The organism is Achromobacter sp. FW305-C-13, from assembly GCF_058783475.1.
This window is the reverse complement of the sequence record NZ_JBYSYN010000001.1, coordinates 324,656-346,248: the sequence shown is the minus strand read 5'-3', so window position 1 is coordinate 346,248 and position 21,593 is coordinate 324,656. Positions and strand designations below refer to the sequence as shown.

Here is a 21,593-nt window from a genome sequence, read left to right as displayed (position 1 = left end):
TTGGGTAAGATCCTCACCCAATAACAGGTTAACAACCACGAGGAGAAGACCATGCAGTCCCGCAAGACAGTGTTCCGGCTGGCCCCATTGGCGCTTGCCGCCCATCTGCTGATGGCCGGCCCCGCCGCCGCGCAAAGCGCGCCCGGCACGCAAGGCCCGTTGGCTCCAGCGCCCAACGCCGCCCTGTCCGAACAGATCGACCAGCGTGCGAAAGCGATCGAAGACAAGCTCATCGCCTGGCGCCGCGACATCCATCAACACCCCGAACTGGGCAACCAGGAAACGCGCACCGCCAAGCTTGTGGCCGACCATCTGCGCGCGCTGGGCATGGACGTGAAGACCGGCGTGGCAGGCACGGGCGTCGTCGCCGTGCTCAAGGGCGGCAAGCCCGGCCCGGTCGTGGCGCTGCGCGCCGACATGGACGCCCTGCCCGTCAAGGAACAAGTGGACGTGCCGTTCGCCTCCAAGGCCAAAGGCACCTATCTGGGCAAGGAAGTGGACGTGATGCACGCCTGCGGCCACGACACCCACACCGCCATCCTGATGGCCACCGCCGAAGTCCTGGCCGGCATGAAAGACCAGTTGCCCGGCAGCGTGAAATTCATTTTCCAGCCCGCCGAGGAAAGCCCGGCCGACTTCGAACCCGACGGCAAGAAGATCTGGGGCGCCAAGATGATGGTGCAGGAAGGCGTGCTGGACAATCCCAAGGTGGATGCCATCTTCGGCCTGCATGTGTCCAGCGCCTACCCGGCCGGCTGGCTGTCGTGGCGTAGCGGCCCGGCCATGGCCGCCGCCGACCAGTTCTGGATCGACGTCACCGGCAAGCAGACGCACGGCGCGCGCCCCTGGTCGGGCATCGACCCCATCGTCGTCAGCTCGCAGATCATCCTGGGCCTGCAGACCATTCCCAGCCGACAGATCAACAGCATGCTGGAGCCGGCCGTCATCACGGTGGGCGCCATCCACGGCGGCAACCGCATGAACATCGTGCCGGACAACGTCGCCATGACGGGCACCATCCGCACGTATGACGAAGGCATGAAGAAGGACATCCATCAACGCATCGCCCGCACCGCCGAGATGATCGCGCAAAGCGCCGGCGCCCGCGCCGACGTGCGCGTGGTCGAACTCTATAACGCCACCGTCAACAACCCGGCGCTGACCGAGCAGATGGGTTCCACGTTGCGCCGCGTGGCGGGCGAAGGCAACTATGGACTGCAGCCGAAGTCCACGGCATCGGAAGACTTTTCCTTCTACCAGGAAAAGGTGCCCGGCATGTTCTTTTACCTTGGCGTCACGCCCAAGGGCACCGATGTGGAGAAGGCCGCCCCCAACCATTCGCCGCGCTTCTACGTGGATGAGTCCGGTCTGGTGAACGGCGTGCGCGCCTTGTCGAACCTGACCATCGACTACATGGCCCGCGCGCAGAAAGGTAGCTGACGATCGGGCCATGCGCCCTTGAAGTGAACCCGCCGCGGCTTGCCGCGGCGGGCATAAGCAAACGGCTACAAATTCTTTGTCAGGCGTTGCCCGGTTTTCTACATTACGCCCCTTTGCCGCCCGCGCGGCCGCCATGTAGAAGCCCCGCCATGCCGCTCTCCCGTCGAAAATTCATGCTTGCCAGCGCATTGGCGCTGCCCTTGGCGCGCCCGCGCGCCGCACGCGCCGCCGTCTGGCCCGACCGTCCCATCCGCCTGGTCGTCACGTTCCCGCCCGGCGGCGCCAGCGATATCGCCGCACGCCTCATCGCACCGGTGCTGGCCGAACGGCTGGGCCAGCCGATCGTGATCGAAAACAAGCCCGGCGCGGGCTCCACCATCGGCGCCAGCCTGGTGGCCCAGGCGCCCGCCGACGGCTACACCCTGCTGATGTCGAATTCGGCGCCCTTGTCGATCTCGCCCGCGCTGATGCCGCAAGGCGGCTATGACGCGCTCTCCAGCTTCAACCACATCGCCTATGTCGGCGCGGTGCCCACCGTATTCGTCGTGCATCCGTCGGTGCCGGTCACCACCTTCGCGGAGTTGACCGCGTGGATCCGCGCACAAGACCAGCCCGTGCAGTACGGCAGCGGCGGCCTGGCCTCCGTGGGGCAGATCGTGGGGGAACTGTATTCCCGACAGACGGGCGCACGCCTGCAGCACATTCCCTACAAAGGGTCCGGCGCCATGCGCAACGACCTGCTGGGTGGACAGATCCGCGTTGCCGTCGACGCCCTGCCGCAAAACCTGCCGTTCCTGCGGACCGGCCAATTGCGCCTGCTGGCCGTCACCACCGCGCAGCGCGTGCCGCAAGCCCCCGACATCCCCGCCGTCGGTGAACTGGGTTATCCCGGCCTGATCGCCGAAAACTTCGTCGGCCTGTCCGGTCCGGCAGGCTTGCCCGATGCGGTGTCGCAGCGCGTGAACGAGGAAATCGGCCGCGTGCTTGAAACGCCCGACATCCGCGCGAAGCTTGAAGGGCAAGGTTTTGTGCTGGCCCGCAAATCGCCCGCCCAATTCACGGACTTCGTCCGTCTTCAGGCCGAGGCCTGGGGGCCGGTGGTGCGGGCCACGGGAGCCAGCCTGTGAGCGCCCGCCGGATACTGGTGCTGTTCGGCCGTCCGGGCCGTGGCGGATTCAACGAAGCCGCCGTGCAAGGCGCCGAACGCGCCGCGCAGGCCGGCCTGCCCTTGCAGCGGGAATGGATAGCCGCCAACGACGCCAAGACGCGCGCCGAGCGCATTGCACAGTTGTGCGACACGGCTCCGGATCTCGTCATCGTGCATGGCGGCCAGGGCGACGCGCCCGTCGCCGAGGTAGCGCCGCGATTTCCGGGCACGCAATTCGCCATCACCCAGGGGCATCACACCGCCCCCAATGTCGCGTCATACGAGATCCTGCAGGAACACTCAGCCTTTCTGGCAGGCGTGCTGGCCGGTTTGCGCACCAGCAACGGCCGGGCCGCCCACCTGTCGGGCGAGCGCGTGCGGCCGGGGTTAAAGGGCCGCGCCGCCTATGCCGATGGCGTGCGGCGCGTGACTGGCCAGGACCCGCTGACCGCATTCTGCGGCAACCAGCACGACCCGGAACTGGGCGCGGCCTGGACGCGCGCACTGTCGGCCCGGGACGCCCGCGTGCTGTTCGCCATGATGGATGGCGGCCGCGACGGCGTGACGCGGGTATGCCGCGAAACCGGCGTGTGGCAGATCGGCAATGTGCTGGACTGGGTGGCCCGCGATCCGCAGGTGTACCTGGCATCTGCCCTGGCGGACTCGGGGCTGTGCGTGGAGCGCGCCGCTGCCGACCATGCCGTGGGCGCGCTGGCGGTTGGCCGGATCACGCGCTTCGGACTGGAGGAAGCCGCGTCGCTGCGCCTGGTGGTCGGCGCCAAGGTCGGCGCGGAAGAACGCCGTGTGCTGGACGACTGGGCCGGTCAATTGGCCTCAGGCGCCATTGATATCGCGCCCGACTATGCCGGCGTGGAATTCGAGATGCCGGTCCGCCCCCTCCTTGCGCATTGACGCCCGCCGGCACGGTGGCTACAGTGGCCGGCAGCCCAGCGCCGTGTGAATTGGCGCCCTCGCCCCGTGAACCGCCGCGGTCCGCCGCAGCCCTCTTCTGGACCCTTATGAACAGCTACCGCGTCGGCATCGCCGGCTTCGGCGCCATCGGCCAAGCCGTGGCGCAATCCCTGGACGCCGGCTTGCCCGGCCTGTCCCTCGCCGCCGTCGCCGTGCGCGACCCCAAGGCTCCGCCGGCCTTCGCCTGGACGCAAGCCGCCCCGACCTTCACCACCATCGATGCCCTGCACGAACATTGCGACGTGGTGGTGGAATGCGCGCCGGCCGCTGTGTTCCGCAATATCGCCGAACCGGTGCTGCGCAGCGGCAAGAAGATGGTGGTGCTGAGCTCGGGCGCCCTGCTGCGCCACGACGACCTGATCGAACTGGCACGCCAGCACCACGGCCAGATCCTGGTGCCGTCGGGCGCCATCCTGGGCCTGGACGCCATCACCGCCGCCGCCGAAGGCGTGATCCATTCCGTCACGATGATCACCCGCAAGCCTGTGCGCGGCTTGCTGGGCGCGCCTTACCTGACCGACAACAATATCGACATCGCGGACATCACCGAACCGCGCCTGATCTTCCGCGGTTCGCCGCGCGAGGCCGCCGTCGGCTTTCCGGCCAACCTGAACGTGGCGGTCAGCGTGTCGCTGGCGGGCATTGGGCCGGACCGCACCACCTTGGAAATCTGGGCGGACCCGTCGCTGGAACGCAATATCCATCGCGTTGAAGTCGTGTCGGATTCGGCGTCTTTCTCGATGGAGATCCAGAACATTCCGTCGGCCAATCCGAAGACCGGCCGCATCACCGCGCAAAGCGTGATCGCCGCGCTGCGCAAGCTGACCGGGCCGCTGCGCGTGGGCACCTAAAGCCCCACCCGAGGCGCCCGGCCCACGCGGCCGGGTGGCCTCAAGCCGCGGCGCGCAATGGCTTGCCGGCGGCAGGCGGCGCCATCGGCCCCGCCGTCCAGTTGCCCGCGCCGTCCAGCACCAGCCGATGCGTGTGGAACGGGTCCAGCGTGCTGCGATGGCCCACGCTGACCAGCATGCAATCGGGCAAGGCGCTGCGCAGCAAGCTGTACAGCATGTACTCCAGCCCTTCGTCGGTAGCAGACGTGGCCTCGTCCAGAAACACGATGGCGGGCCGGTTGAACAGCACCCGCGCAAACGCCACCCGCTGCTGTTCGCCCAATGACAGGATGCGGGACCAATCCGCGACTTCATCCAGGCGCAGGGCCAGATGCCCCAGGTTGACTTGGCGTAACGCCTCGGCCAGGCGTGCATCGTCTTCCGGCTGCGACTCGCCGGGGTAGGCCACGGCGCCGCGCAGATCGCCCAGCGGCAGATAGGGCCGCTGCGACAGGAAAAGCGCCGCCGCGCCCTGCGGCCGGCGCACGTGACCTTGCGCGTAGGGCCACAACCCGGCCAAGGCGCGCAACAGCGTCGTCTTGCCGCTGCCCGAGGGGCCTTTGATCAGCAAGCTCTGCCCCGCGCGCATCTGCAGGTTCAGTTCGTGCAGCAACGTGCTGCCATCCGGCCGCGTCACCGTGACGCCGTGGATCTCCATCGCGTCGGGCAGCGGCTCGGTCTGCACGGACGGCAAGGCGCGCGCGGCTTCGTTGGCATCCAGGAATCCGTTCAGCCGGTCCAGCGTGGCACGGTATTGCGCAAAGGAATCGTAGGACGTACGAAAGAATGACAGGGCATCCTGCACCTGCCCGAACGCCTGCGACGTCTGCATCACATCGCCCAGCTTGATCGCGCCGCTGAAGAACCGCGGAGCCTGCAGGATGAAGGGAAACACCACCGCTACCTGGCTGACCGACAGGTTGAACCCGTCGAACTTCAGGCCCCGGTAGACCCGCGCCCACAAGTTCGCGATATAGGCCGTGAACCGCGTCCACAACGTGGCGCGCTCTGCCGCTTCGCCCTGGTAGAACGCCACGTTCTCGGCGTTTTCGCGCAGTCGAACCAGCGCGTAGCGGAAGTTGGCGGTCAAGCGTTCGGACAGGAAATTCAGCTGGATCAAGGGCCGGCCGATCTTGAAGGCGAACCAGGTCGCGACGGTCACGTACAGGAAGACCACAAACACCATGGCGCGCGGGATCTCGACGCCCGCGACCGACAAGGGGCCGGACAGGCCCCACAGAATGCCCGTGAACGCCACCAGCGACACGATCGCGCTCAACGCGCCGATGGCCAGCGTGCGTGAACCCGTGACGAACATCGCGATGTCCTGCTCGATGCGTTGGTCGGGGTTGTCAACGGGCGCATCGACGAAATGGCCGCGGTAGTAGGCGCCCGCACCCAGCCAGTCGCGCGTCAGCCGGTCGTTGAGCCACACGCGCCAATGGATGTCGAAAGACTGGCCGGCATAGCTGTCGGCCAGGGTGCGCACCACGTGCACGCACGCCAGCACCGAAAAGATGCCCAAAAAGCGCCAGAACGCGGAGGGGTCGAGTGCCTGCAGCGCACTGTAGAAGCCGTTGTACCAAAAGGAAAACAACACGGTCATGCGTACCGCCGCCATCGCCAGAAGCAGCAGCATCGCCAACGTCAGCAAGGGGCGCCAACTGCGCCGCGGCGTCAGGTACGGCCAAGCCAGGCGCCAGAATTTCCGGCCCCAATCGGTGCTGCGGGCCAGCACCATCGCCATCGCGGCCATCGCGATGGCCGTGATGCCGAAGGCGCGCACGAGCCACAGCGCGCTTTCCGTCAATTGCTGCTGCCAGTTCAGATCCATGGGCAAGCCCCCGAATAACCGTTTCTGGTTAGACGGGGCGGATGGCCCGGGTTCCGAAGAAAATGCCGTTTTAAGCCAGGCTTAAGCGTTCTGAAAGCGCGGCTGAACGCGCAGTGAAAGGCTGCGCGAAAATCAGCGCGGACCGAGGTCCAGATTGGCGAAAAGATCAGCCAGCGTGGGCACCGAACGGGCCGGCCAGATCGCGCTCAGGTCGAAGCTGGGCAAGCTGTGGCCGTCGCGCACTTCGCAAAAACGCACGCCGCCGAAATTCATCGTGCGGATCCAGCTGGGCAGGAGCGCCACGCCGCACCCGCCCGCCACGCAGGATAGGACGGTCAACGTCCGGTTGGCCTCCTGCGCCACCTGGGCATCGTGCCCGCCCTTGCGCATGGCGTCCAGGATGCCCGCATAGAACGCCGGCAACTGCGCCTGCGGATACATCACCAGCCCCGCTTGCGCGATCTGCGCCATTGATACCTGCCCGTCTTCCGCCACGACGAACTCGTCGGGCACCGCGGCCACCAGCCGGTCGCGCAACAACTGCCGTTCCCGCATGCGCCCGCCCACGGCGACCGGCGTGTGCATCAGGCCGATGTCGATCTCGCCCGTCTGCAAGGCCTCGGCTTGTTCGGCGTTGCTCATTTCGCGCAGGATCACGCGCACGCCAGGCGCTTGCCGCCGCATTTCGCGCAGCGCGCGCGGCAAGGTGTCGAAAAGCGCGGATGACACCAGCCCCACCGTCAACTGCCCCGCGCTGCCGCGGCCGATCTCGCGCGCCCGCTGCGCCGCCGCATCGATACGCGCCACGCTGGTCCGCACGTCTTCCAGGATGGCAAGCGCGGCCGGCGTGGGTGCGGCGCCCTGGCGCGACCGTTCAAAGAGGCGCACTCCCAGATCCTTTTCCATGCGGGCGAGCGCCTGGCTCAAGGCAGGCTGGGCGATGCCCAGCCATTCCGATGCGCGGCTAACACTGCCGTGGTCCACCACCGCCAGGAAGTAACGCAGGTGCCGAGTTTCCATATCAATCCGATATATATAAAGCGATTTTCCACAATAGAAAACTATACCCTGACTTCTTAGAATCCCGCCTTACAGAACAGCGTGGACAACGTCTGCGCACAGAACAGGAGACCGCCTTGCCCCCGCTCGCGACCGGCGCTGCCGTCGACACCCATGCGCACGTATTCCAGCAAGGCTTGGCGCTTGCCGACACGCGCCGCCACACGCCCGATTACGACGCGACGCTGGCCGATTACCTGGCGCTGCTGGATACGCACGGGCTCAGTCACGGCGTGCTGGTGCAACCCAGTTTTCTAGGCACCGACAACCGCTACCTGCTGGACGCCCTGCGCGCCGCCTCTGGACGCCTGCGTGGCGTGGCGGTCGTCGCCCCCGGCATCGCCGACGGCGAATTGCAGGCGCTGGCCGACGCCGGCGTGGTGGGCATCCGCCTGAACCTGATCGGCTTGCCCGTGCCCGAGCTTGCCGCCCCTGGCTGGCAGGCCCTGCTGGCTCGCGTGAATGCGCTGGGCTGGCACGTCGAAGTCCATATCCAGGCGGCTCGCCTGCCGGATATCCTGCCCGCCTTGCTGGCTGCCGCTTGCCGCGTGGTCGTCGACCATTTCGGCCGGCCCGACCCGGCACTCGGCGTGTCGGACCCCGGCTTTCTGTACCTGCTGCAACAGGCCGGCAGCGGCCGCGTGTGGGTCAAGCTGTCGGCCCCCTACCGCAACTGGCAGGCCGCGGACTGTGCCGCGTCCGGCCGGCTGGCCGCGCAGCAACTGCTGGCCGCCTACACCGCGGACCGCCTGATGTGGGGCAGCGACTGGCCCCATACCGAACACCGCCACCTGGCGTCCTACCCCACGGCAACGCAATGGCTGGACGCCTGGATCGACGACCCCACGCAACGGCACGCCGTGCTTGCCGGCACGCCGTTGCAGCTGTTCCAATTCCAAGGAGACAAACCATGACCCACCTGATCAAACGCCTGGCGCGCGGTAGCGGCCTGCTCGTTGCCGCCTGCCTGCTGGCCGGCGCCGCAAGCACGGCATCCGCCGCCTATCCCGAACGCGCCGTCACGCTGGTCGTGACCTATCCGCCCGGCGGCACCGTGGACGTCGTAGCCCGCCTGATCGGCCCCAAGCTGGCCGCCGAACTGGGCCAGCCCGTCGTCATTGAAAACCGCGGCGGCGCCGGCGGCATGATCGGCGGCGCGGTCGTCGCCAAGGCGCAGCCCGACGGCTACACGCTGATGCTGGACGCCTCGAACCACGCGCAGAATCCCGCGCTGCATTCCAAGATGCAGTTCGACACGCTCACCGCGTTCGCGCCTGTCTCGTTGCTGCTGCGCGTGCCGAACGTGCTGGTCGTCACGCCCTCGTACGAGGTCAAGACGGTGGCCGACCTGATCACGCTGGGCCAGCCCGGCGCCAAGGACCACGTGTATTTCGCGTCGGCCGGCCCCGGTTCGGCGCAGCACCTGGCGGGCGAACTGTTCAACCTGTTGGCCAAGACGCAGTTGCAGCATGTGGCCTACAAGGGCGGCGGCCCGGCCATGATCGACGTCATGTCCGGCCAGGTGCCCGTCATGTTCGCCAGCATGGGATCGGCCTGGCAGCACGTAAAGAACGGCAAGCTGCGCGCAATAGCCGTCGGCGGTCTGGAACGCTCGAAGACCGCGCCCGACCTGCCCACCGTCGCGGAATCCGGCGTGCCGGGCTATGAGACGTATGAATGGAATGCCGTCTTCGCCCCGGCCGGCACGCCGCCCGCGATTGTTGACCAGGTATCGCAAGCGCTGGCCAAGGTGTTGAAGGACCCTGCCATCGCCGAACAGCTGGCCGGCATCGGCGCCGAGCCGATCGGCTCGACGCCCGCTGAACTGGACACCTTCCGCCGCGCCGAAATCGCCAAGTGGCAGCGCGTCGTGAAGGAAGCGGACCTGAAGCTGGATTGAGTACTGCCGGGCCAGCCAGCCCGGTTGCCGGATTGCCGGTCTTGCGGCGCCCTTGTCGGGCGCCGCTTTTTTTCGCGCAGCGGCGTCCTGCCGGCGCAGCTATCATCATGGCTTGAAGCAGAATTGCGCAGGGACAGCCAAGATGGACAAGATTCGACTCGACAAGTGGCTTTGGGCCGCCCGCTTCTACAAGACGCGCAGCCTGGCGGTGCAGGAAATTGGCAAAGGCCGGGTCTTCGTGAACGACCAGGCCGCCAAGCCCTCGCGCGAAGTCGCCCCCGGTGATCGGGTCACCGTCCGCAAGGAAGACCCGGCGCTGCAGGTGCGCGTGGTTGCGGTGAGCGGCGTGCGCGGCCCCGCGCCGGTCGCCCGCCTGTTGTACGAAGAAACGCCGGAAAGCGTCGCGGCGCGCGAGCGCGCGGCCGAGATGCGGCGCCTGGCGCCGGAACCCGCCCTGGGGATCGAAACGGGCCGCCCGACCAAGCGCGACCGCCGGCTGATCGACCAGATGCGGGGCAAGTAAGGCGTGCCGGGCTGGCATAATCCGGCGCATATCCTTGAATTTCCGCAACGTCCATCATGAAACGCAGCTCAACCGGCGGCCTGGTCTATTCCACTGAAAGCGGCCGCATGTGCCCCGATTGCCGGCAGGCGCTGGCGCAGTGCCAATGCAAGGCTCCCTCTCCCGTGCCCGCTGGCGACGGCGTGGCCCGCGTATCCCGCGAAACCAAGGGCCGTGGCGGCAAGAGCGTGACCGTAGTCAAGGGGTTGGCGCTGGACCCGATCGCGCTGGGCGTGCTGGGCAAGCAGCTGCGCAACGCTTGCGGCTCGGGCGGAACGGTCAAGGACGGTGTGATCGAAGTCCAGGGCGACCACTGCGACCGCATCATCGATACCCTGATAAAAAGCGGCCATCGCGCCAAGCGCGCCGGTGGCTGAACCTGACGAGACCACCATGAACGATGTCGCCGTAAGCAGCGTCGCCAGTTGGCACGCCCATGTGTATTTCGACGGCGCCAGCCGTGATGCCGCGTTCGCGCTGCGCGAACGTGTGATCGCGCAGTTCGACGGCAAGATGGAAATGGGGCGCTTCCATGAGCGCCCCGTCGGCCCGCATCCGCAATGGAGCTACCAGATCGCATTCACCCCGGCGCACTTCGCCGAGATCTCGACCTGGCTGACCCTGAACCATGGTGCGCTGGATGTCTTCATGCATCCCAATACCGGCGATTCGCTGCGCGACCACCGCGACTGCGCGGTGTGGATCGGACGCAGCTACACGTTGAACCTGAAGGCCCTGGGCGCCTGAACGCCTACAGCGCCCGGCCCACGATCAGCGGGTCCAGCGCCATGCCGGCGTCGCCGCTCTTGCCTTCGTACGGCAGGCGGCTCAGCACATAGCGCATCGCATTAAGTCGCGCGCGCTTCTTGCAGTCGGACTTGACCACGATCCACGGCGCGTCCGCGGTGTCGGTATGCGCGAACATCGCTTCCTTGGCGCGCGTGTAGTCGTCCCATTTGTCCAGCGAGGCTAGATCCACCGGGCTGAGCTTCCACTGCTTGAGCGGGTGCACCTTGCGTTGCAGGAAGCGGCGGCGTTGCTCTTCCTGGCTGACCGAGAACCAGAACTTGACCAGATGGATGCCGCTCGTGACCAGATGGCGTTCGAAGTCCGGCACCTGGCGCAGGAAGTCCAGATACTCCTGCTGCGAGCAAAAGCCCATCACGCGTTCCACGCCGGCGCGGTTGTACCAGGACCGGTCGAACATCACGATCTCGCCCGCCGTGGGCAGGTGCTGCACATAGCGCTGGAAATACCACTGGCCCCGCTCGGTGTCCGACGGCTTTTCCAGCGCGACCACGCGTGCGCCCCGCGGATTCAAGTGTTCCATCATGCGTTTGATGGTGCCGCCCTTGCCCGCGGCGTCGCGCCCTTCGAACAGGATCACCACCCGCTGGCCGGTCGCCTTGACCCAGGCCTGCAGCTTCAAGAGCTCGACCTGCAGCTGGTACTTCTGCTTTTCGTAATTGCGGCGCAGCATGCGGTGGCGATAGGGATAGATGCCCTCGCGCCAATCGGTCGCCAGTTCCTCGTCGGGATTGCGGCGGCTGCTCGGCCCCTGCGTGCTGGCATCCAGCAACGCGCGATGCACGGCGCGCGCATCGTCGGGCGACAGGTCTTCGATGACGGAACGCAAGGCTTCGTGGGCCTGCGCCTCGGGTCCGACGGTGTAGCGGCGCGCGATGTCGGACAGCACCGACACGGTTTCCTGGCGGGCGGCGTCTTCCCGGGCGGCCACGCGCTTGCGGGCCTGCACCACCGGTTCAATAGGCGGCGCCGCTGTCGGCTGCGCCCGGCGCGAACCCGTGCCGGCGCGGGTGCTGGCGGTACGCTTGGCGGCAGCCCCCGCGCGCTTGTTCGGCGTGGCGGCTACGGCTTGTTCGGCTTGCGGGGTCTTGTCTGTCATGAATCCTGTCCTTGCTGCGCTTGTCGTCTGGCCCACGCCGGCCGGCCGATCGCCGACGGCCCCATCAGGCAAAGGCGAAACCCTACCGTGCGCGCCGAGGCGTGGATTTGACGAGAATCAAAGGTTGTAACATTTTTTACAGAATGCCGGCCCGGTACACTGCGCCATCTGTCTCCGATTCCGCCCCCTTGCCTGCCATGTGGTCACGCCTCAAGCGCTTCCTGAACGGCCCACCGCCCCCTGAAGATCCCTTGCGCGAGACCGTGCGTTTCGATGACGCCGGCCTCACCCGCGAAAGCGAACTGGCGCGCGCGATGGGCATCCAGGAGTTCTGGCCCTGGAGCGACATCCACGAATTCGGCTTCGTCTTCACGCAAGCGATGTATCCCGACCCCTGGTTCGGCGACTACATGGAAAGCTTGTGGTTCGTGCGCGTGCCTACCGACGGCGGTGGGCTGATGCGCATGGATCTGGACGAGCGCGTGCTGGACATCGACCACCTGCCGCCCGCCCTGCTGCGCAATCTGCCGGGGTTGGACATGGACGTGCTGCGCGCAGGGCGGGCAATCGCCGCCCGCGGCCTGCGTCATTTCGACGGCGCAGGCGAATGGGTCGCGTGGCGGCGCGACACCTGCGCCCCGTTCCCTACACCCGATCCAGGCCCTGCTTGAGATCGGCCAGGATGTCCTCTGGCGTCTCCAGCCCGACGGACAGGCGCAGCAGCCCTTCGGACAATCCGTACTTTTCGCGGTCTTCTGCCGAATAGCTGGCGTGCGTCATCGACGCGGGATGCTGGATCAGCGTTTCCGGGTCACCCAGGCTGACGGCGATGCGCGCCAGTTTCAGGCTGTTCAACAGGGTCCGCCCCGCAGTGAGCCCGCCCTTGAGCTCGAAAGCCACCAGGCCGCCGCCCGACGCCTGCTGGCGCCGCGCGATCTCCGCGCCGGCGGTGCCTTCCAGGCCCGGATAGAACACGTCCGCCACGGCCCCGTGCTCGCGCAGCAGCTTGGCCACCTTCAAGGCAGATTCGCTATGGCGTTGCACCCGCAGTTCCAGCGTCTTGATGCCACGCAGCACCAGGAAGGCCGTGAACGGCGACAAGGTCGCACCGGTGAAGTAGCGCAGCCCTTGCAGACGGATGGCGTCAATATGTTCCTTGCGGCCCACGACGGCCCCTGCCAACAGGTCGCCGTGGCCGCCCAGGTACTTCGTGGCGGAATGCAGCACGATGTCGGCGCCATGTTCCAGCGGGCGTTGCAGCACCGGCGTGGCGAAAGTGTTATCCACGATGGTCAACAGGCCCTTGCCGCGCGCGATGGCGGACACGGCCGCGATATCGACCAGGCGCAGGTTCGGATTGGCCGGCGTTTCGAAATAGATGGCGCGTGTCTTGGGACCGATCGCCGCGGCAACCGTCTCGGGCCGCGTAAAGTCGGCAAAGACCGCATGGATGCCAAAGCGGCTCAACCCTTGCGTGAACAAGGTGAACGCGGTGCCGTAGACGATCTGGTCCACCACGATCTCGTCGCCGCTTTGCAGCAGCGAAAACAAGGTGGCGGAAATGGCTGCCATGCCGGATGCGGTCACGACGCCGGCTTCGGCCCCTTCCAGCGACGCCAGCCGCTCTTCCAGCAGCGCCTGCGTGGGGTTGCGCGTGCGGCCATAGACATAGCCCTGCTTTTCACCCAGGCGGATCTGGTCGAAGGTTTCGATGCTGTCCTGAGTGTAGGTGGACGTCAGGTACAACGGCGGCGACAAAGCGCCCTGTTCCTCCAGAGGGTCGTACCCCAGGTGGATGGCGCGGGTGGCAAAGCCTTGCTGCGTGGTGTCGGACATAGCTGAACTCCTGTCATCGGATATTGCAAAGGCGTCACGCCCTTGCCGGAAAACTGCGTTACATTCAAAACCGTGTCCCCAATTTCTGGTGCGCCATGATTTCCCAGGACAAGCCTTTGCGATCCCCGCGTGCACGGCCTGGCTGGCTGCGCATTGCGCTGTTCGCCGGCCTGGCGGTGCTTGTGTCGGCCGTGGTGATCGGCCTGCGCAATGCCAGCGAACGCGAGCAGGAAAAAGTGGCCGCGGCCGAAATCCGCAAGGTCGCAGACACCTTGCAGCTGATGGTCACGAGCCCGGAAGGCGTGCCCGACGCCCTGCCGGTCATCGACCCCACGCCCAAGGCCACCGGGTTCTACGGCGAGCTGGAACGCATCATCAAGACCGTGGCCGGCGAGCGGCTGGCGCAGCACAAGGCCTACCTTCAAGACCTGAACGACATCGGCATGCCGCGACTGCTGGACGCGCACCGGCTGGCCCGGGACACCGGCCTGGTGGAAAGCCGGATGATTCTTGAGCAGGCCGAGCGTCTGGTGCCGAAATACCAGCAGCAAAGCCTGCAGGTCTTGAAGGACATGCCCGCGATGATCCGTTCGCTGGCGATCCGCGAACCGGAAAAGCAGAAAATGCTGACGGGCCTGGACGCGTCGCTGGCGCGGCGCAGCGCCAGCCTTGCGCAGGTCTGGACGCTTGAGACGCGCATCCTGCAGGAGTTCGGCCAGATGATCACGTTGCTGGACGACAACCGCCAGCACTGGTACGCGGACCACGACGAACTGCTGTTCGACCGCGACGACGACCTGAACCGGTTCCGCCAGCACATGGCGGCGATCGGCAAGATGTCCGCCGAACAGGAACAACTGGGCAAGCAGCAATTGGCCAGCATCCTCTCGGCGCTGCCCTGATCCGATTTGTCCGCCCGCCCGCATCGCCGCCCCGTGCCTACCGCTTGTGGTCGGCCCGGCGCGACAGCCATTCACCGGTGAACTGCACGATCGACACCAGCGCGATCAGGATCACGATCACCTCGAACATCACGCGGGTTTCATAACGCTCGTAGCCGTAGCGGATCGCCAGGTCGCCCAAGCCGCCGGCGCCCACGGCGCCGGCCATGGCCGATGCGTTGATCATGGCGATGACGCTGACCGTCATGCCGCCGATGATGCCGGGTAAGGCCTCGGGCAACAGCACGTGGCGCACGATGTGCCAGCGCCGGCAGCCCATCGCGCGCGCCGCCTCCACCAGCCCGTGATCCACATCATTCAGACTGACCTGCGCGATCCGCGCAAAGAACGGCACCAGGTTGGCCGACAGCGGCACGATGGCCGCCCAGGTTCCCAACGTGGTGCCCACCAGGAAGCGCGTGAACGGCAGCATGGCCACCAGCAAGATGATGAAGGGGATGGCGCGGAACGTGTTCACCGTGATCGACAGCACCTTGTTCAAGCGCGGCTTGGGGTACAGGTTGCCGGGCGCGGTCACCGTCAGCACCACGGCCAGCGCCAGGCCCGACACGATCGCGATGACGGCGGAGACGCTCACCATCGCCAGGGTCTGCAGGAACGCCTGCAGGTATTTATCAAGCATCGGCAGCGACATACCCCAGCACCTTTATCTGATCGGCCACCAGCGCGGCGCGCGCGGCCTCTTCCTGTAATGCGCCCGCGGGCACCGACACCAGCAGACTGCCCTGCGCATGGCCGCGCAACCGGTCCAGTCCGCCATGCAGCAAGGTGGCGCCCGGCCCCATTGCCGCCAAGGCCTGCAGCGACACGCCGTCAGGCCGACCCTGCCCAGTGAAACGCAGCCGCAGTACGGCAACGCCATCGCGGCCCTGCAAGTCGGGCACCAGCCGGGCCGCCAGGTCCGCGGGCAGTTCGTGCTGCAAGGGGCGCAGGAGCGCGCGCGTGGCGTCCGCCTGCGGGTTGCCGAATACGCGCCAGACCTCGCCTTGCTCCACCTTGCGGCCGCCGTCCAGCACCAGCACCTGGTGGCAGACTTCGCGGATCACTGCCATGTCGTGCGTGATGAGCACCACCGTCAGCCCCAGCTTGCGGTTGATGTCCTGCAGCAGCGCCAGGATGGATTGCGTGGTCTCCGGGTCCAGCGCGGACGTGGCTTCGTCGCACAACAGGATTTCCGGCTCATGCACCAGCGCGCGCGCGTGCGGCGGCGGGCTTCACGCCGGCCACGCGCAGCGGCAGCGCAACGTTTTCGGCCACCGTCTTGGCCGACAGCAGATTGAAGTGCTGGAAGATCATGCCGATGCGGCGGCGCAGGCCCACCAGCCCGTCTTCGTCCAGTTGGCCCACGTCCACCCCGTCGACCAGCACGCGGCCGGCGGAGGGGCGTTCCAGCATGTTGATGGACCGCAGCAGCGTGGACTTGCCCGCGCCGCTGCGCCCGATGATTCCGAAGACCTCGCCCCGCGCCACCGAGAACGACACATCAGACAGCGCCGCCACCGCGCCTTGCGGGCTTTGATAACGCTTTTGCAGCCCGTCGAAAACGATGTGGGCGTCCGGCCCAGCAGGCGACCCGGCCGCTACCGCCGAGCCGGGGTAGGAGAATTCGTGCTGCATCTCAGAAGACCGGGATCACGGAGCCTTCGTACTTGCTCAGGATGAACTGGCGGACTTCTTCAGAGTGGTAGGCCTTGATCAGCTCGGGCACCCACGGCGCGTTCTTGTCCTTTTCGCGCACGGCAATGATGTTCACGTAAGGATTGTTTTCCTTCTTCTCCACCGCAATGCCGTCGCGCGTGGCGATCAGGCCCGCCTGGTAGGCGAAGCTGTTGACGATGGCGGCGGTGTCCACGTCCGGCAGCGAACGCGCCAGCACGACGGAGGCGCTTTCCACGAAATTCAGCTTCTTGGGGTTGGAGGTCACATCGGCCAGCGTAGCGGTGCCGGTTGCCGGGTCGAACCCTTCCTTCAGCGTGATCAGACCTTGATCGCGCAGAATCACCAGCGCGCGGGTCTGGTTGCTGGGGTCGTTCGGGATGCCGACGCGGGCGCCGTCCGGCAGCTCTTTCAGCGACTTGTACTTCTTGGAATAGAAGGCGATGGGCGAGATCAGCGTGTTCGCCACCGGCACCAGCTTATAGCCGCGCTGCTTGATCTGGTCGTTCAGGAAAGGAATGTGCTGGAAGGCGTTGGCTTCCAGGTCGCCGTTGTTCAGCGCTTCGTTGGGGCTGGCGGTGCCCGTGATGACGACGGGCTCAACGGCCAGGCCGTTCTTCTTGGCCACCTGCGTCACCACTTCCCAGATCTGCTCGTCCACCCCGCCGCGCACGCCCACTTTCAGAGGCTTGGGATCCGCGGAGAACGCCGGGCCATGGAACATCGCGGCGGATGCCAGCACGGCGCCCAACAGCGTTTTGAGGACGAGCCGCGTCCGCTTGACGGGCGGGGTGTTGCCCTGCGCGGTGCGCGCACCTAGAAAACGGGTAGTCATGATGGAATCGCCTCTAAGTCAATGCAGTTATGAGAGAGACGATTCTAGGGAGGGCCCCGACGGGCACGAACGAATACTTCGTTGAGTCCTTATTACGGGGATCTTTGGATATGGCGCGGCGGCATAAGCCGCCCGTGCCGCATCAGAACGGCTTGACGACGACCAGTGTCACGATGACCGCGCAGGCGATGACGGTGAACGGCGCGTAGAGATCCACCGCCGGCGGCCGTTTCGGGCTGCCCTGCGCCATACGGCGCAACGCGGCGCTCTGGATGCCCAGCAAGGCGGACAAAGCCAGCGCGCAGCCGACCTTGATCCAGATCCAGTTCATCGCGAACCAGCCGAAGGTCATCGCCAGGTGCAGGCCGATCATCCAGGAGATGACCATCGCCGGCGTGGTCACCCACAGCGTCCACCGGCGCAGCGCACCCAGCATCTTGCGTTCCTTGGGCGCGTCATCGCCGTCTTGCGGCTGCGACGACAACAGGAACAGGGAGACGAACAGCGATCCGACGATCCAGGCGACGACGGCCGCTACGTGGGCCATCTTGAGAAGTTGGTATGTCATGGCCGGCATTATCACCGCTGGCGTGCGGCCTGAGGCGCCGAAAGCCCGCGCCGGATTGCGCCAAGGCAAACCGGCGCGACGCACGGACCGGGCTAGTTGCCGGACGCGGGCGCAGCGGGCGTTGCGGCGGGCGTCGCGCCAGGGGCCGGCGCCTGCACGGCCGGGGTGGCTGCGGGCGGGGTTGCAGGCGTGGCGGCAGGCGCCGTGGCCGGTGCGGTCGCAGGCGCGGCAGTCCCCGCTTCCGAATTGCCCGACGCGGACGGCGTTGCCGCGTGATTCGGTTCCGCCGCGGGCGACGTCTTGTCGGCTGCCGCCGGGGTGCCATTGGCGAGGGCCGGGTTCAGGGTGTCGGCCGGCGCGTCCGGCGCGACCACCGGATCCGCCGGCGCCGCCTGCGGCTTGCCCGGGTTGGCGCGTGCACGGGCCGGCGACGGCACATGCGGCGCAGCGGCGGCTTCGGCGTCCGGCAGGAAGCGCTGCAGCAGCTGGAAGAACCCTTCGTAGAACTTGGGGCGCGACACGGTCTGGCTGGCCGTCTTCACCAGCGAATCATCGCTGGACCCGAACGGCATCGACACCTGCCCCAGCACGCTCACGCCCACGCTGGCGGAACTGCTCGTGCGCTTGATCGAATAGCGATCCTGCACGGCATTGGCGAATACCGTGGCGCGCTGGTTGGCGCTGCCATCCGAGGCGCAGTCGATATTGAAATTGATCTGGGTATGCAGCCCATCTTCACCCTGGAAATTCTTGTGCCCCGACACCCGCGCCGGATCGAACCGGTCGATGTTGTAGCCCTGGCTCAGCAAGGCGCGGCGGCCGGCGTCGCAGGCGGTGGTGCTGGCGGTGGGGAACGTGCGGGAAAACACGTCGTTCTGGGTGAAGTCCTCGCGTTCATAGGCCGGTTTAGGGGAGGTACATCCCGCCAAAACGGCCGACAGGATGGCGAACAGAGGCAAAGCAACACGACGGGTAAAGCAGGGCATAAGGGGTCCGGCTGGGAGCAACAGCAAGCATTATCGGCCAAGAATGAAAATCCATATCAGGGACAGATTGCGCCGGTGATAGGTTGAAACAGGTTTGCCGCCGCTACTGGGTCTCGGCCACCCGGATGCACCGTACCTCGTGCCCCGCCGCCACGGGCTCGATATCGGGCACCGTCGCCTGGCAGCGCGGCTGCGCCAAGCTGCAACGCGGCGCGAACGAACAGCCAGGCGGCAAGGCAGCCAGATCAGGCGGGGAGCCCGGAATGGTTTCAAGTCGTTGCCCTTTACGCATCGCGCCGTGCGCCCTGCCCTTCAGCAAAGCCTGCGTGTAGGGGTGGCGCGGTGCCCGCAACAGGTCGGCGACCGTGCCTTGCTCGACGATCCGGCCGCCATACATGACGGCGACGCGGTCCGCGATTTCGGCGGCCGCGCCGATGTCATGGGTCACGAAGATGATGGACAGGCCCAGTTCGCGCTGCAATTCGCGCAACAGCAGCAGAATCTGGATCTGGACGGTGGCGTCCAGCGCGGTCGTGGGCTCATCGGCCAGCAGTACCTTCGGATTGCACGACAGGGCCAGCGCGATCATCGCGCGCTGACGCATGCCGCCGGACATCTCGTGCGGATAGGCCTGCAGGCGGCGCTCCGGGCTGGGGATTCGCACCCGTTCGAACAACGACAAGGCCTGCGCACGCGCTTCGGCGGCCGTCTTGCCCGTATGCCGGCGCACCATTTCTTCGATCTGGCGGCCCACGGTGTAGACCGGATCCAGCGCCAGCAGCGGTTCCTGGAACACCATGGACACCACCGGCCCGCGCATGGCCGCCAGTTCGCGCGAGTTCATCGCCAGCACGTCGCGCCCGTCCACCTGCATCCGGCCGCGCATGCGCGTGCGGCGCGGCGGATGCAGCCGCATCAGCGCGCGCAACGTTACGCTTTTGCCCGAGCCCGATTCGCCGATCAGCGCCACGGCCTCGCCACGGCCGACTTCCAGGTTCACGCCATTAAGCGCATGCACGGTCTTCGCGCCGGCCTGGAAAGCGACTTCCAGGTTGCGGATACTGACAAGCGGTTGCGGGGCGGACGTCATGCCAGCGCTCCTGAGGCGGCGTAGCCGGAATCGGGTTGATGGATCAGGCAGCGCACGGCATGGCCGTCGCCCTGCCGCGTCAGGTCGGGCGCCTGCTGCGCACAGACGGCGCGCGCCTGGGCGCAGCGCGTGTGGAAGCGGCAACCCGAGGGCGGATCGATAGGGTTGGGCGGGTCGCCCGACAAGGGCGCGGATTCGGTGCGCTGCCCCGGCTCCATCGACGGCATGGATCGCAGCAAGGCTTGCGTATAGGGGTGACGCGGCGCGTCGAACACTTGATCCACGGGGCCGAGTTCGACGACTTCGCCCAGGTACATGACCATCACGCGGTCAGAGATGTACCGCACCACATTCAGGTCGTGGCTGATGAACATGTACGTCAGCCCGAAATCGTCCTTCAGGTCCAGCAGCAGGTTCAGTACCTGCGCCTCGACGGACTTGTCCAGCGCAGAGACCGCTTCATCCAGGATGACGAGACGCGGATGGAGCGCCAGCGCACGCGCGATGTTCACGCGTTGGCGCTGCCCGCCGGACAGTTCGTGCGGATAGCGGCCGGCGAAGCGCTGCGGCTCCAGCCCCACGCGCCCCAGCAGTCCGCGCGCCACCGCAATGGCATCGTTCCTGGGCGTGCCGTGCACCAGCGGGCCGAAGGCGACCGAATCTTCGATGGTCATGCGCGGGTTCAACGACGAATAGCTGTCCTGGAACACCATCTGCGTCTGGCGGCGGAATTCGCGCAGCGCCAGTGCCCGCGAGCCGACCGCCATGCCGTCAAACACCAGTTCGCCGCGATCCTGGGTGATCAGTTGCATCACGAGCCGTGCGGTGGTGGACTTGCCGCAGCCCGACTCCCCCACCACGCCCAGGGTTTCGCCTTTCTTCACGTCGAAGTCAACGCCGTCCACCGCACGCACGGCGTTGCCGCCCCGCTTGCGCGACAGCGGGTCCCGCTTCAGCGGAAAGTGCTTGACCAGCCCACGCACGCTCAGCAGCGGCTGGGCCGGCCCGCCCACATCGCCGTGGGCGGCGCGTGCCGTCTCGATCAGTGCGCTCATTCCTTGACCTCCATGGCGGACCGCAGCCCGTCGGACAGCAGGTTGAATGACATGGACGTGATGAAGATCATCACGCCGGGCAACGCCGCCACCCAGGGCTGCGTGTAGATCGCGGTGCGTAGCGTGTTGAGCATCAGCCCCCATTCGGGTTCCGGCGGCCGCACGCCCAGGCCCAGGAACGACAGGCCCGAGGCCAGGATCATGGACACCGAGATCAGGCTGGTGGAATACACGAAGATCGGACCCAGCACGTTGGACAGCACGTGCGCCCGCACGATCGTGAAGGGCGAGGCGCCCGACGCCCGCGCCGCGTCAACGTAGTCGCTGCGGCGAACTTGCGCGGTGACGCTTTCGGCCACACGCACGACCTGCGGGATGAAGACGACGGTCAGCGACACGATGGCGTTGAAGATGCCCGCCCCCAGCGTGCCGGACAAGGCGATCGCCAGCAGCACGGACGGAAACGCGTAGAACACGTCCACCACCCGCATGATCAGCGTGCTGGTCCAGCCGCCCGCGTAGCCCGCCAGGATGCCGATGGCGCTACCCACCACGAAGGCCGCGATCACCGGCACGATGCCCATGAACAACGAGAGGCGCGCGCCCAGCATCAGGCGCGACAGCATGTCGCGCCCCAGTTCGTCGGCGCCCAGCGGATAGCCTTCGGTGCCGATGGGCCGCAGGCGCTTGAGCATCGACGCCTGGAACGGGTCCGCCGGCGAGATCCAGGGCGCCAGGATCGCCATGACGATCAGCGCCAGGATGACAGCGCCGGCGGCCAGCGCCACCGGATCGCGCCGCAGGCGGCGCAGCACGTTGGACCAGTAACCGGGCGACCGCGCCACCGGCGCCACGGCCGGGACGGCCGCCAGGCTTGCAAGGGAATCGGTCATGC

Annotated in this window: 22 protein-coding genes and 1 pseudogene; 11 read left to right on the top strand and 12 right to left on the bottom strand. The window is 66.8% G+C overall.

Annotation, left to right across the window (positions count from 1 at the left end; translation table 11 throughout):
• Positions 1–51 precede the first annotated feature (51 nt).
• From AC3WMU_RS01625 to AC3WMU_RS01610, 4 genes are all read left to right on the top strand, one after another.
• Positions 52–1,440 carry an amidohydrolase gene (locus AC3WMU_RS01625; protein WP_492281689.1) on the top strand — a complete coding sequence of 463 codons (1,389 nt, stop codon included), beginning with the start codon at positions 52–54 and terminating at the stop codon, positions 1,438–1,440.
• 149 nt (positions 1,441–1,589) lie between these two features.
• On the top strand, positions 1,590–2,567 hold the full coding sequence (locus AC3WMU_RS01620; RefSeq protein WP_427958214.1) for a Bug family tripartite tricarboxylate transporter substrate binding protein: 978 nt from the start codon (positions 1,590–1,592) through the stop codon (positions 2,565–2,567).
• Positions 2,564–3,499, top strand: a complete 936-nt coding sequence (locus tag AC3WMU_RS01615) for a BMP family lipoprotein (RefSeq protein WP_492281688.1) — start codon at positions 2,564–2,566, stop codon at positions 3,497–3,499. Before AC3WMU_RS01620 ends, AC3WMU_RS01615 begins: the two co-directional genes overlap by 4 nt.
• Before the next feature lie 107 nt (positions 3,500–3,606).
• Entirely contained in the window at positions 3,607–4,410 is an 804-nt protein-coding gene (locus AC3WMU_RS01610) for an aspartate dehydrogenase (RefSeq protein WP_492281687.1), read from the top strand.
• A gap of 40 nt (positions 4,411–4,450) precedes the next feature.
• On the opposite strand, the gene AC3WMU_RS01605 is transcribed toward AC3WMU_RS01610, so the two are convergent.
• Both AC3WMU_RS01605 and AC3WMU_RS01600 read right to left on the bottom strand, forming a co-directional pair.
• Complete coding sequence (locus AC3WMU_RS01605) at positions 4,451–6,283, bottom strand: ABC transporter ATP-binding protein/permease (protein ID WP_492281686.1); 1,833 nt, start codon at positions 6,281–6,283, stop codon at positions 4,451–4,453.
• Between the two features lie 132 nt (positions 6,284–6,415).
• Entirely contained in the window at positions 6,416–7,303 is an 888-nt protein-coding gene (locus tag AC3WMU_RS01600; protein ID WP_006225758.1) for a LysR family transcriptional regulator, read from the bottom strand.
• A gap of 116 nt (positions 7,304–7,419) precedes the next feature.
• On the opposite strand from AC3WMU_RS01600, the gene AC3WMU_RS01595 reads away from it, so the two are divergent.
• The 5 genes from AC3WMU_RS01595 to AC3WMU_RS01575 all read left to right on the top strand — a co-directional run bounded on the left by AC3WMU_RS01595 (position 7,420) and on the right by AC3WMU_RS01575 (position 10,551).
• Complete coding sequence (locus tag AC3WMU_RS01595) at positions 7,420–8,256, top strand: amidohydrolase family protein (protein ID WP_006225757.1); 837 nt, start codon at positions 7,420–7,422, stop codon at positions 8,254–8,256.
• Positions 8,253–9,242 (top strand): tripartite tricarboxylate transporter substrate binding protein, encoded by a 990-nt coding sequence (locus tag AC3WMU_RS01590; RefSeq protein ID WP_492281685.1) that lies wholly within the window; start codon positions 8,253–8,255, stop codon positions 9,240–9,242. Before AC3WMU_RS01595 ends, AC3WMU_RS01590 begins: the two co-directional genes overlap by 4 nt.
• Positions 9,243–9,384: 142 nt before the next feature.
• Positions 9,385–9,765, top strand: coding sequence for an RNA-binding S4 domain-containing protein (locus AC3WMU_RS01585; protein WP_088588931.1), 381 nt, complete (start codon positions 9,385–9,387; stop codon positions 9,763–9,765).
• Between the two features lie 56 nt (positions 9,766–9,821).
• The gene (locus AC3WMU_RS01580; protein ID WP_006225754.1) at positions 9,822–10,181 is read left to right on the top strand and encodes a translation initiation factor Sui1; all 360 of its coding nucleotides are present in this window, start codon (positions 9,822–9,824) and stop codon (positions 10,179–10,181) included.
• A gap of 16 nt (positions 10,182–10,197) precedes the next feature.
• The gene (locus AC3WMU_RS01575; protein WP_006225753.1) at positions 10,198–10,551 is read left to right on the top strand and encodes a DOPA 4,5-dioxygenase family protein; all 354 of its coding nucleotides are present in this window, start codon (positions 10,198–10,200) and stop codon (positions 10,549–10,551) included.
• A gap of 4 nt (positions 10,552–10,555) precedes the next feature.
• Here AC3WMU_RS01575 and ppk2 read toward each other — a convergent pair whose 3' ends face one another.
• On the bottom strand, positions 10,556–11,710 hold the full coding sequence (gene ppk2 / locus AC3WMU_RS01570; protein ID WP_088588934.1) for a polyphosphate kinase 2: 1,155 nt from the start codon (positions 11,708–11,710) through the stop codon (positions 10,556–10,558).
• 197 nt (positions 11,711–11,907) lie between these two features.
• Between ppk2 and AC3WMU_RS01565 the strand changes: the two genes are divergently transcribed.
• Positions 11,908–12,381 carry a hypothetical protein gene (locus AC3WMU_RS01565; RefSeq protein WP_454677377.1) on the top strand — a complete coding sequence of 158 codons (474 nt, stop codon included), beginning with the start codon at positions 11,908–11,910 and terminating at the stop codon, positions 12,379–12,381.
• Here AC3WMU_RS01565 and AC3WMU_RS01560 read toward each other — a convergent pair.
• Positions 12,356–13,546 carry a trans-sulfuration enzyme family protein gene (locus tag AC3WMU_RS01560; protein ID WP_280029570.1) on the bottom strand — a complete coding sequence of 397 codons (1,191 nt, stop codon included), beginning with the start codon at positions 13,544–13,546 and terminating at the stop codon, positions 12,356–12,358. The two genes, AC3WMU_RS01565 and AC3WMU_RS01560, sit on opposite strands and share 26 nt — an antisense overlap.
• A 116-nt stretch (positions 13,547–13,662) precedes the next feature.
• Here AC3WMU_RS01560 and AC3WMU_RS01555 point away from each other — a divergent pair, with 116 nt between their 5' ends.
• Positions 13,663–14,448 carry a hypothetical protein gene (locus tag AC3WMU_RS01555; RefSeq protein WP_192816735.1) on the top strand — a complete coding sequence of 262 codons (786 nt, stop codon included), beginning with the start codon at positions 13,663–13,665 and terminating at the stop codon, positions 14,446–14,448.
• Between the two features lie 37 nt (positions 14,449–14,485).
• Here AC3WMU_RS01555 and AC3WMU_RS01550 read toward each other — a convergent pair whose 3' ends face one another.
• The 8 genes and pseudogenes from AC3WMU_RS01550 to AC3WMU_RS01515 form a co-directional block, all read right to left on the bottom strand.
• Positions 14,486–15,142: a methionine ABC transporter permease gene (locus tag AC3WMU_RS01550; RefSeq protein WP_280029571.1), complete on the bottom strand. Its 657-nt coding sequence runs from the start codon at positions 15,140–15,142 to the stop codon at positions 14,486–14,488.
• Positions 15,123–16,125 (bottom strand): annotated as a pseudogene (locus tag AC3WMU_RS01545) (methionine ABC transporter ATP-binding protein). Before AC3WMU_RS01545 ends, AC3WMU_RS01550 begins: the two are co-directional and overlap by 20 nt.
• A 1-nt stretch (position 16,126) precedes the next feature.
• A complete protein-coding gene (locus tag AC3WMU_RS01540; RefSeq protein WP_052017901.1) occupies positions 16,127–16,888 on the bottom strand; it encodes a MetQ/NlpA family ABC transporter substrate-binding protein in 762 nt (253 codons plus the stop codon).
• A gap of 253 nt (positions 16,889–17,141) precedes the next feature.
• Positions 17,142–17,567, bottom strand: coding sequence for a CopD family protein (locus AC3WMU_RS01535; RefSeq protein WP_006225745.1), 426 nt, complete (start codon positions 17,565–17,567; stop codon positions 17,142–17,144).
• A 92-nt stretch (positions 17,568–17,659) separates the two neighbouring features.
• A complete protein-coding gene (locus AC3WMU_RS01530) occupies positions 17,660–18,553 on the bottom strand; it encodes a DUF2242 domain-containing protein (protein ID WP_424624911.1) in 894 nt (297 codons plus the stop codon).
• Positions 18,554–18,656: 103 nt separating this feature from the next.
• The gene (locus AC3WMU_RS01525) at positions 18,657–19,643 is read right to left on the bottom strand and encodes an ABC transporter ATP-binding protein (RefSeq protein WP_006225743.1); all 987 of its coding nucleotides are present in this window, start codon (positions 19,641–19,643) and stop codon (positions 18,657–18,659) included.
• The gene (locus AC3WMU_RS01520) at positions 19,640–20,698 is read right to left on the bottom strand and encodes an ABC transporter ATP-binding protein (protein ID WP_006225742.1); all 1,059 of its coding nucleotides are present in this window, start codon (positions 20,696–20,698) and stop codon (positions 19,640–19,642) included. The genes AC3WMU_RS01525 and AC3WMU_RS01520 overlap by 4 nt, the downstream gene beginning before the upstream one ends.
• A complete protein-coding gene (locus AC3WMU_RS01515; protein ID WP_424624909.1) occupies positions 20,695–21,591 on the bottom strand; it encodes an ABC transporter permease in 897 nt (298 codons plus the stop codon). The genes AC3WMU_RS01520 and AC3WMU_RS01515 overlap by 4 nt, the downstream gene beginning before the upstream one ends.
• Positions 21,592–21,593 lie beyond the last annotated feature (2 nt).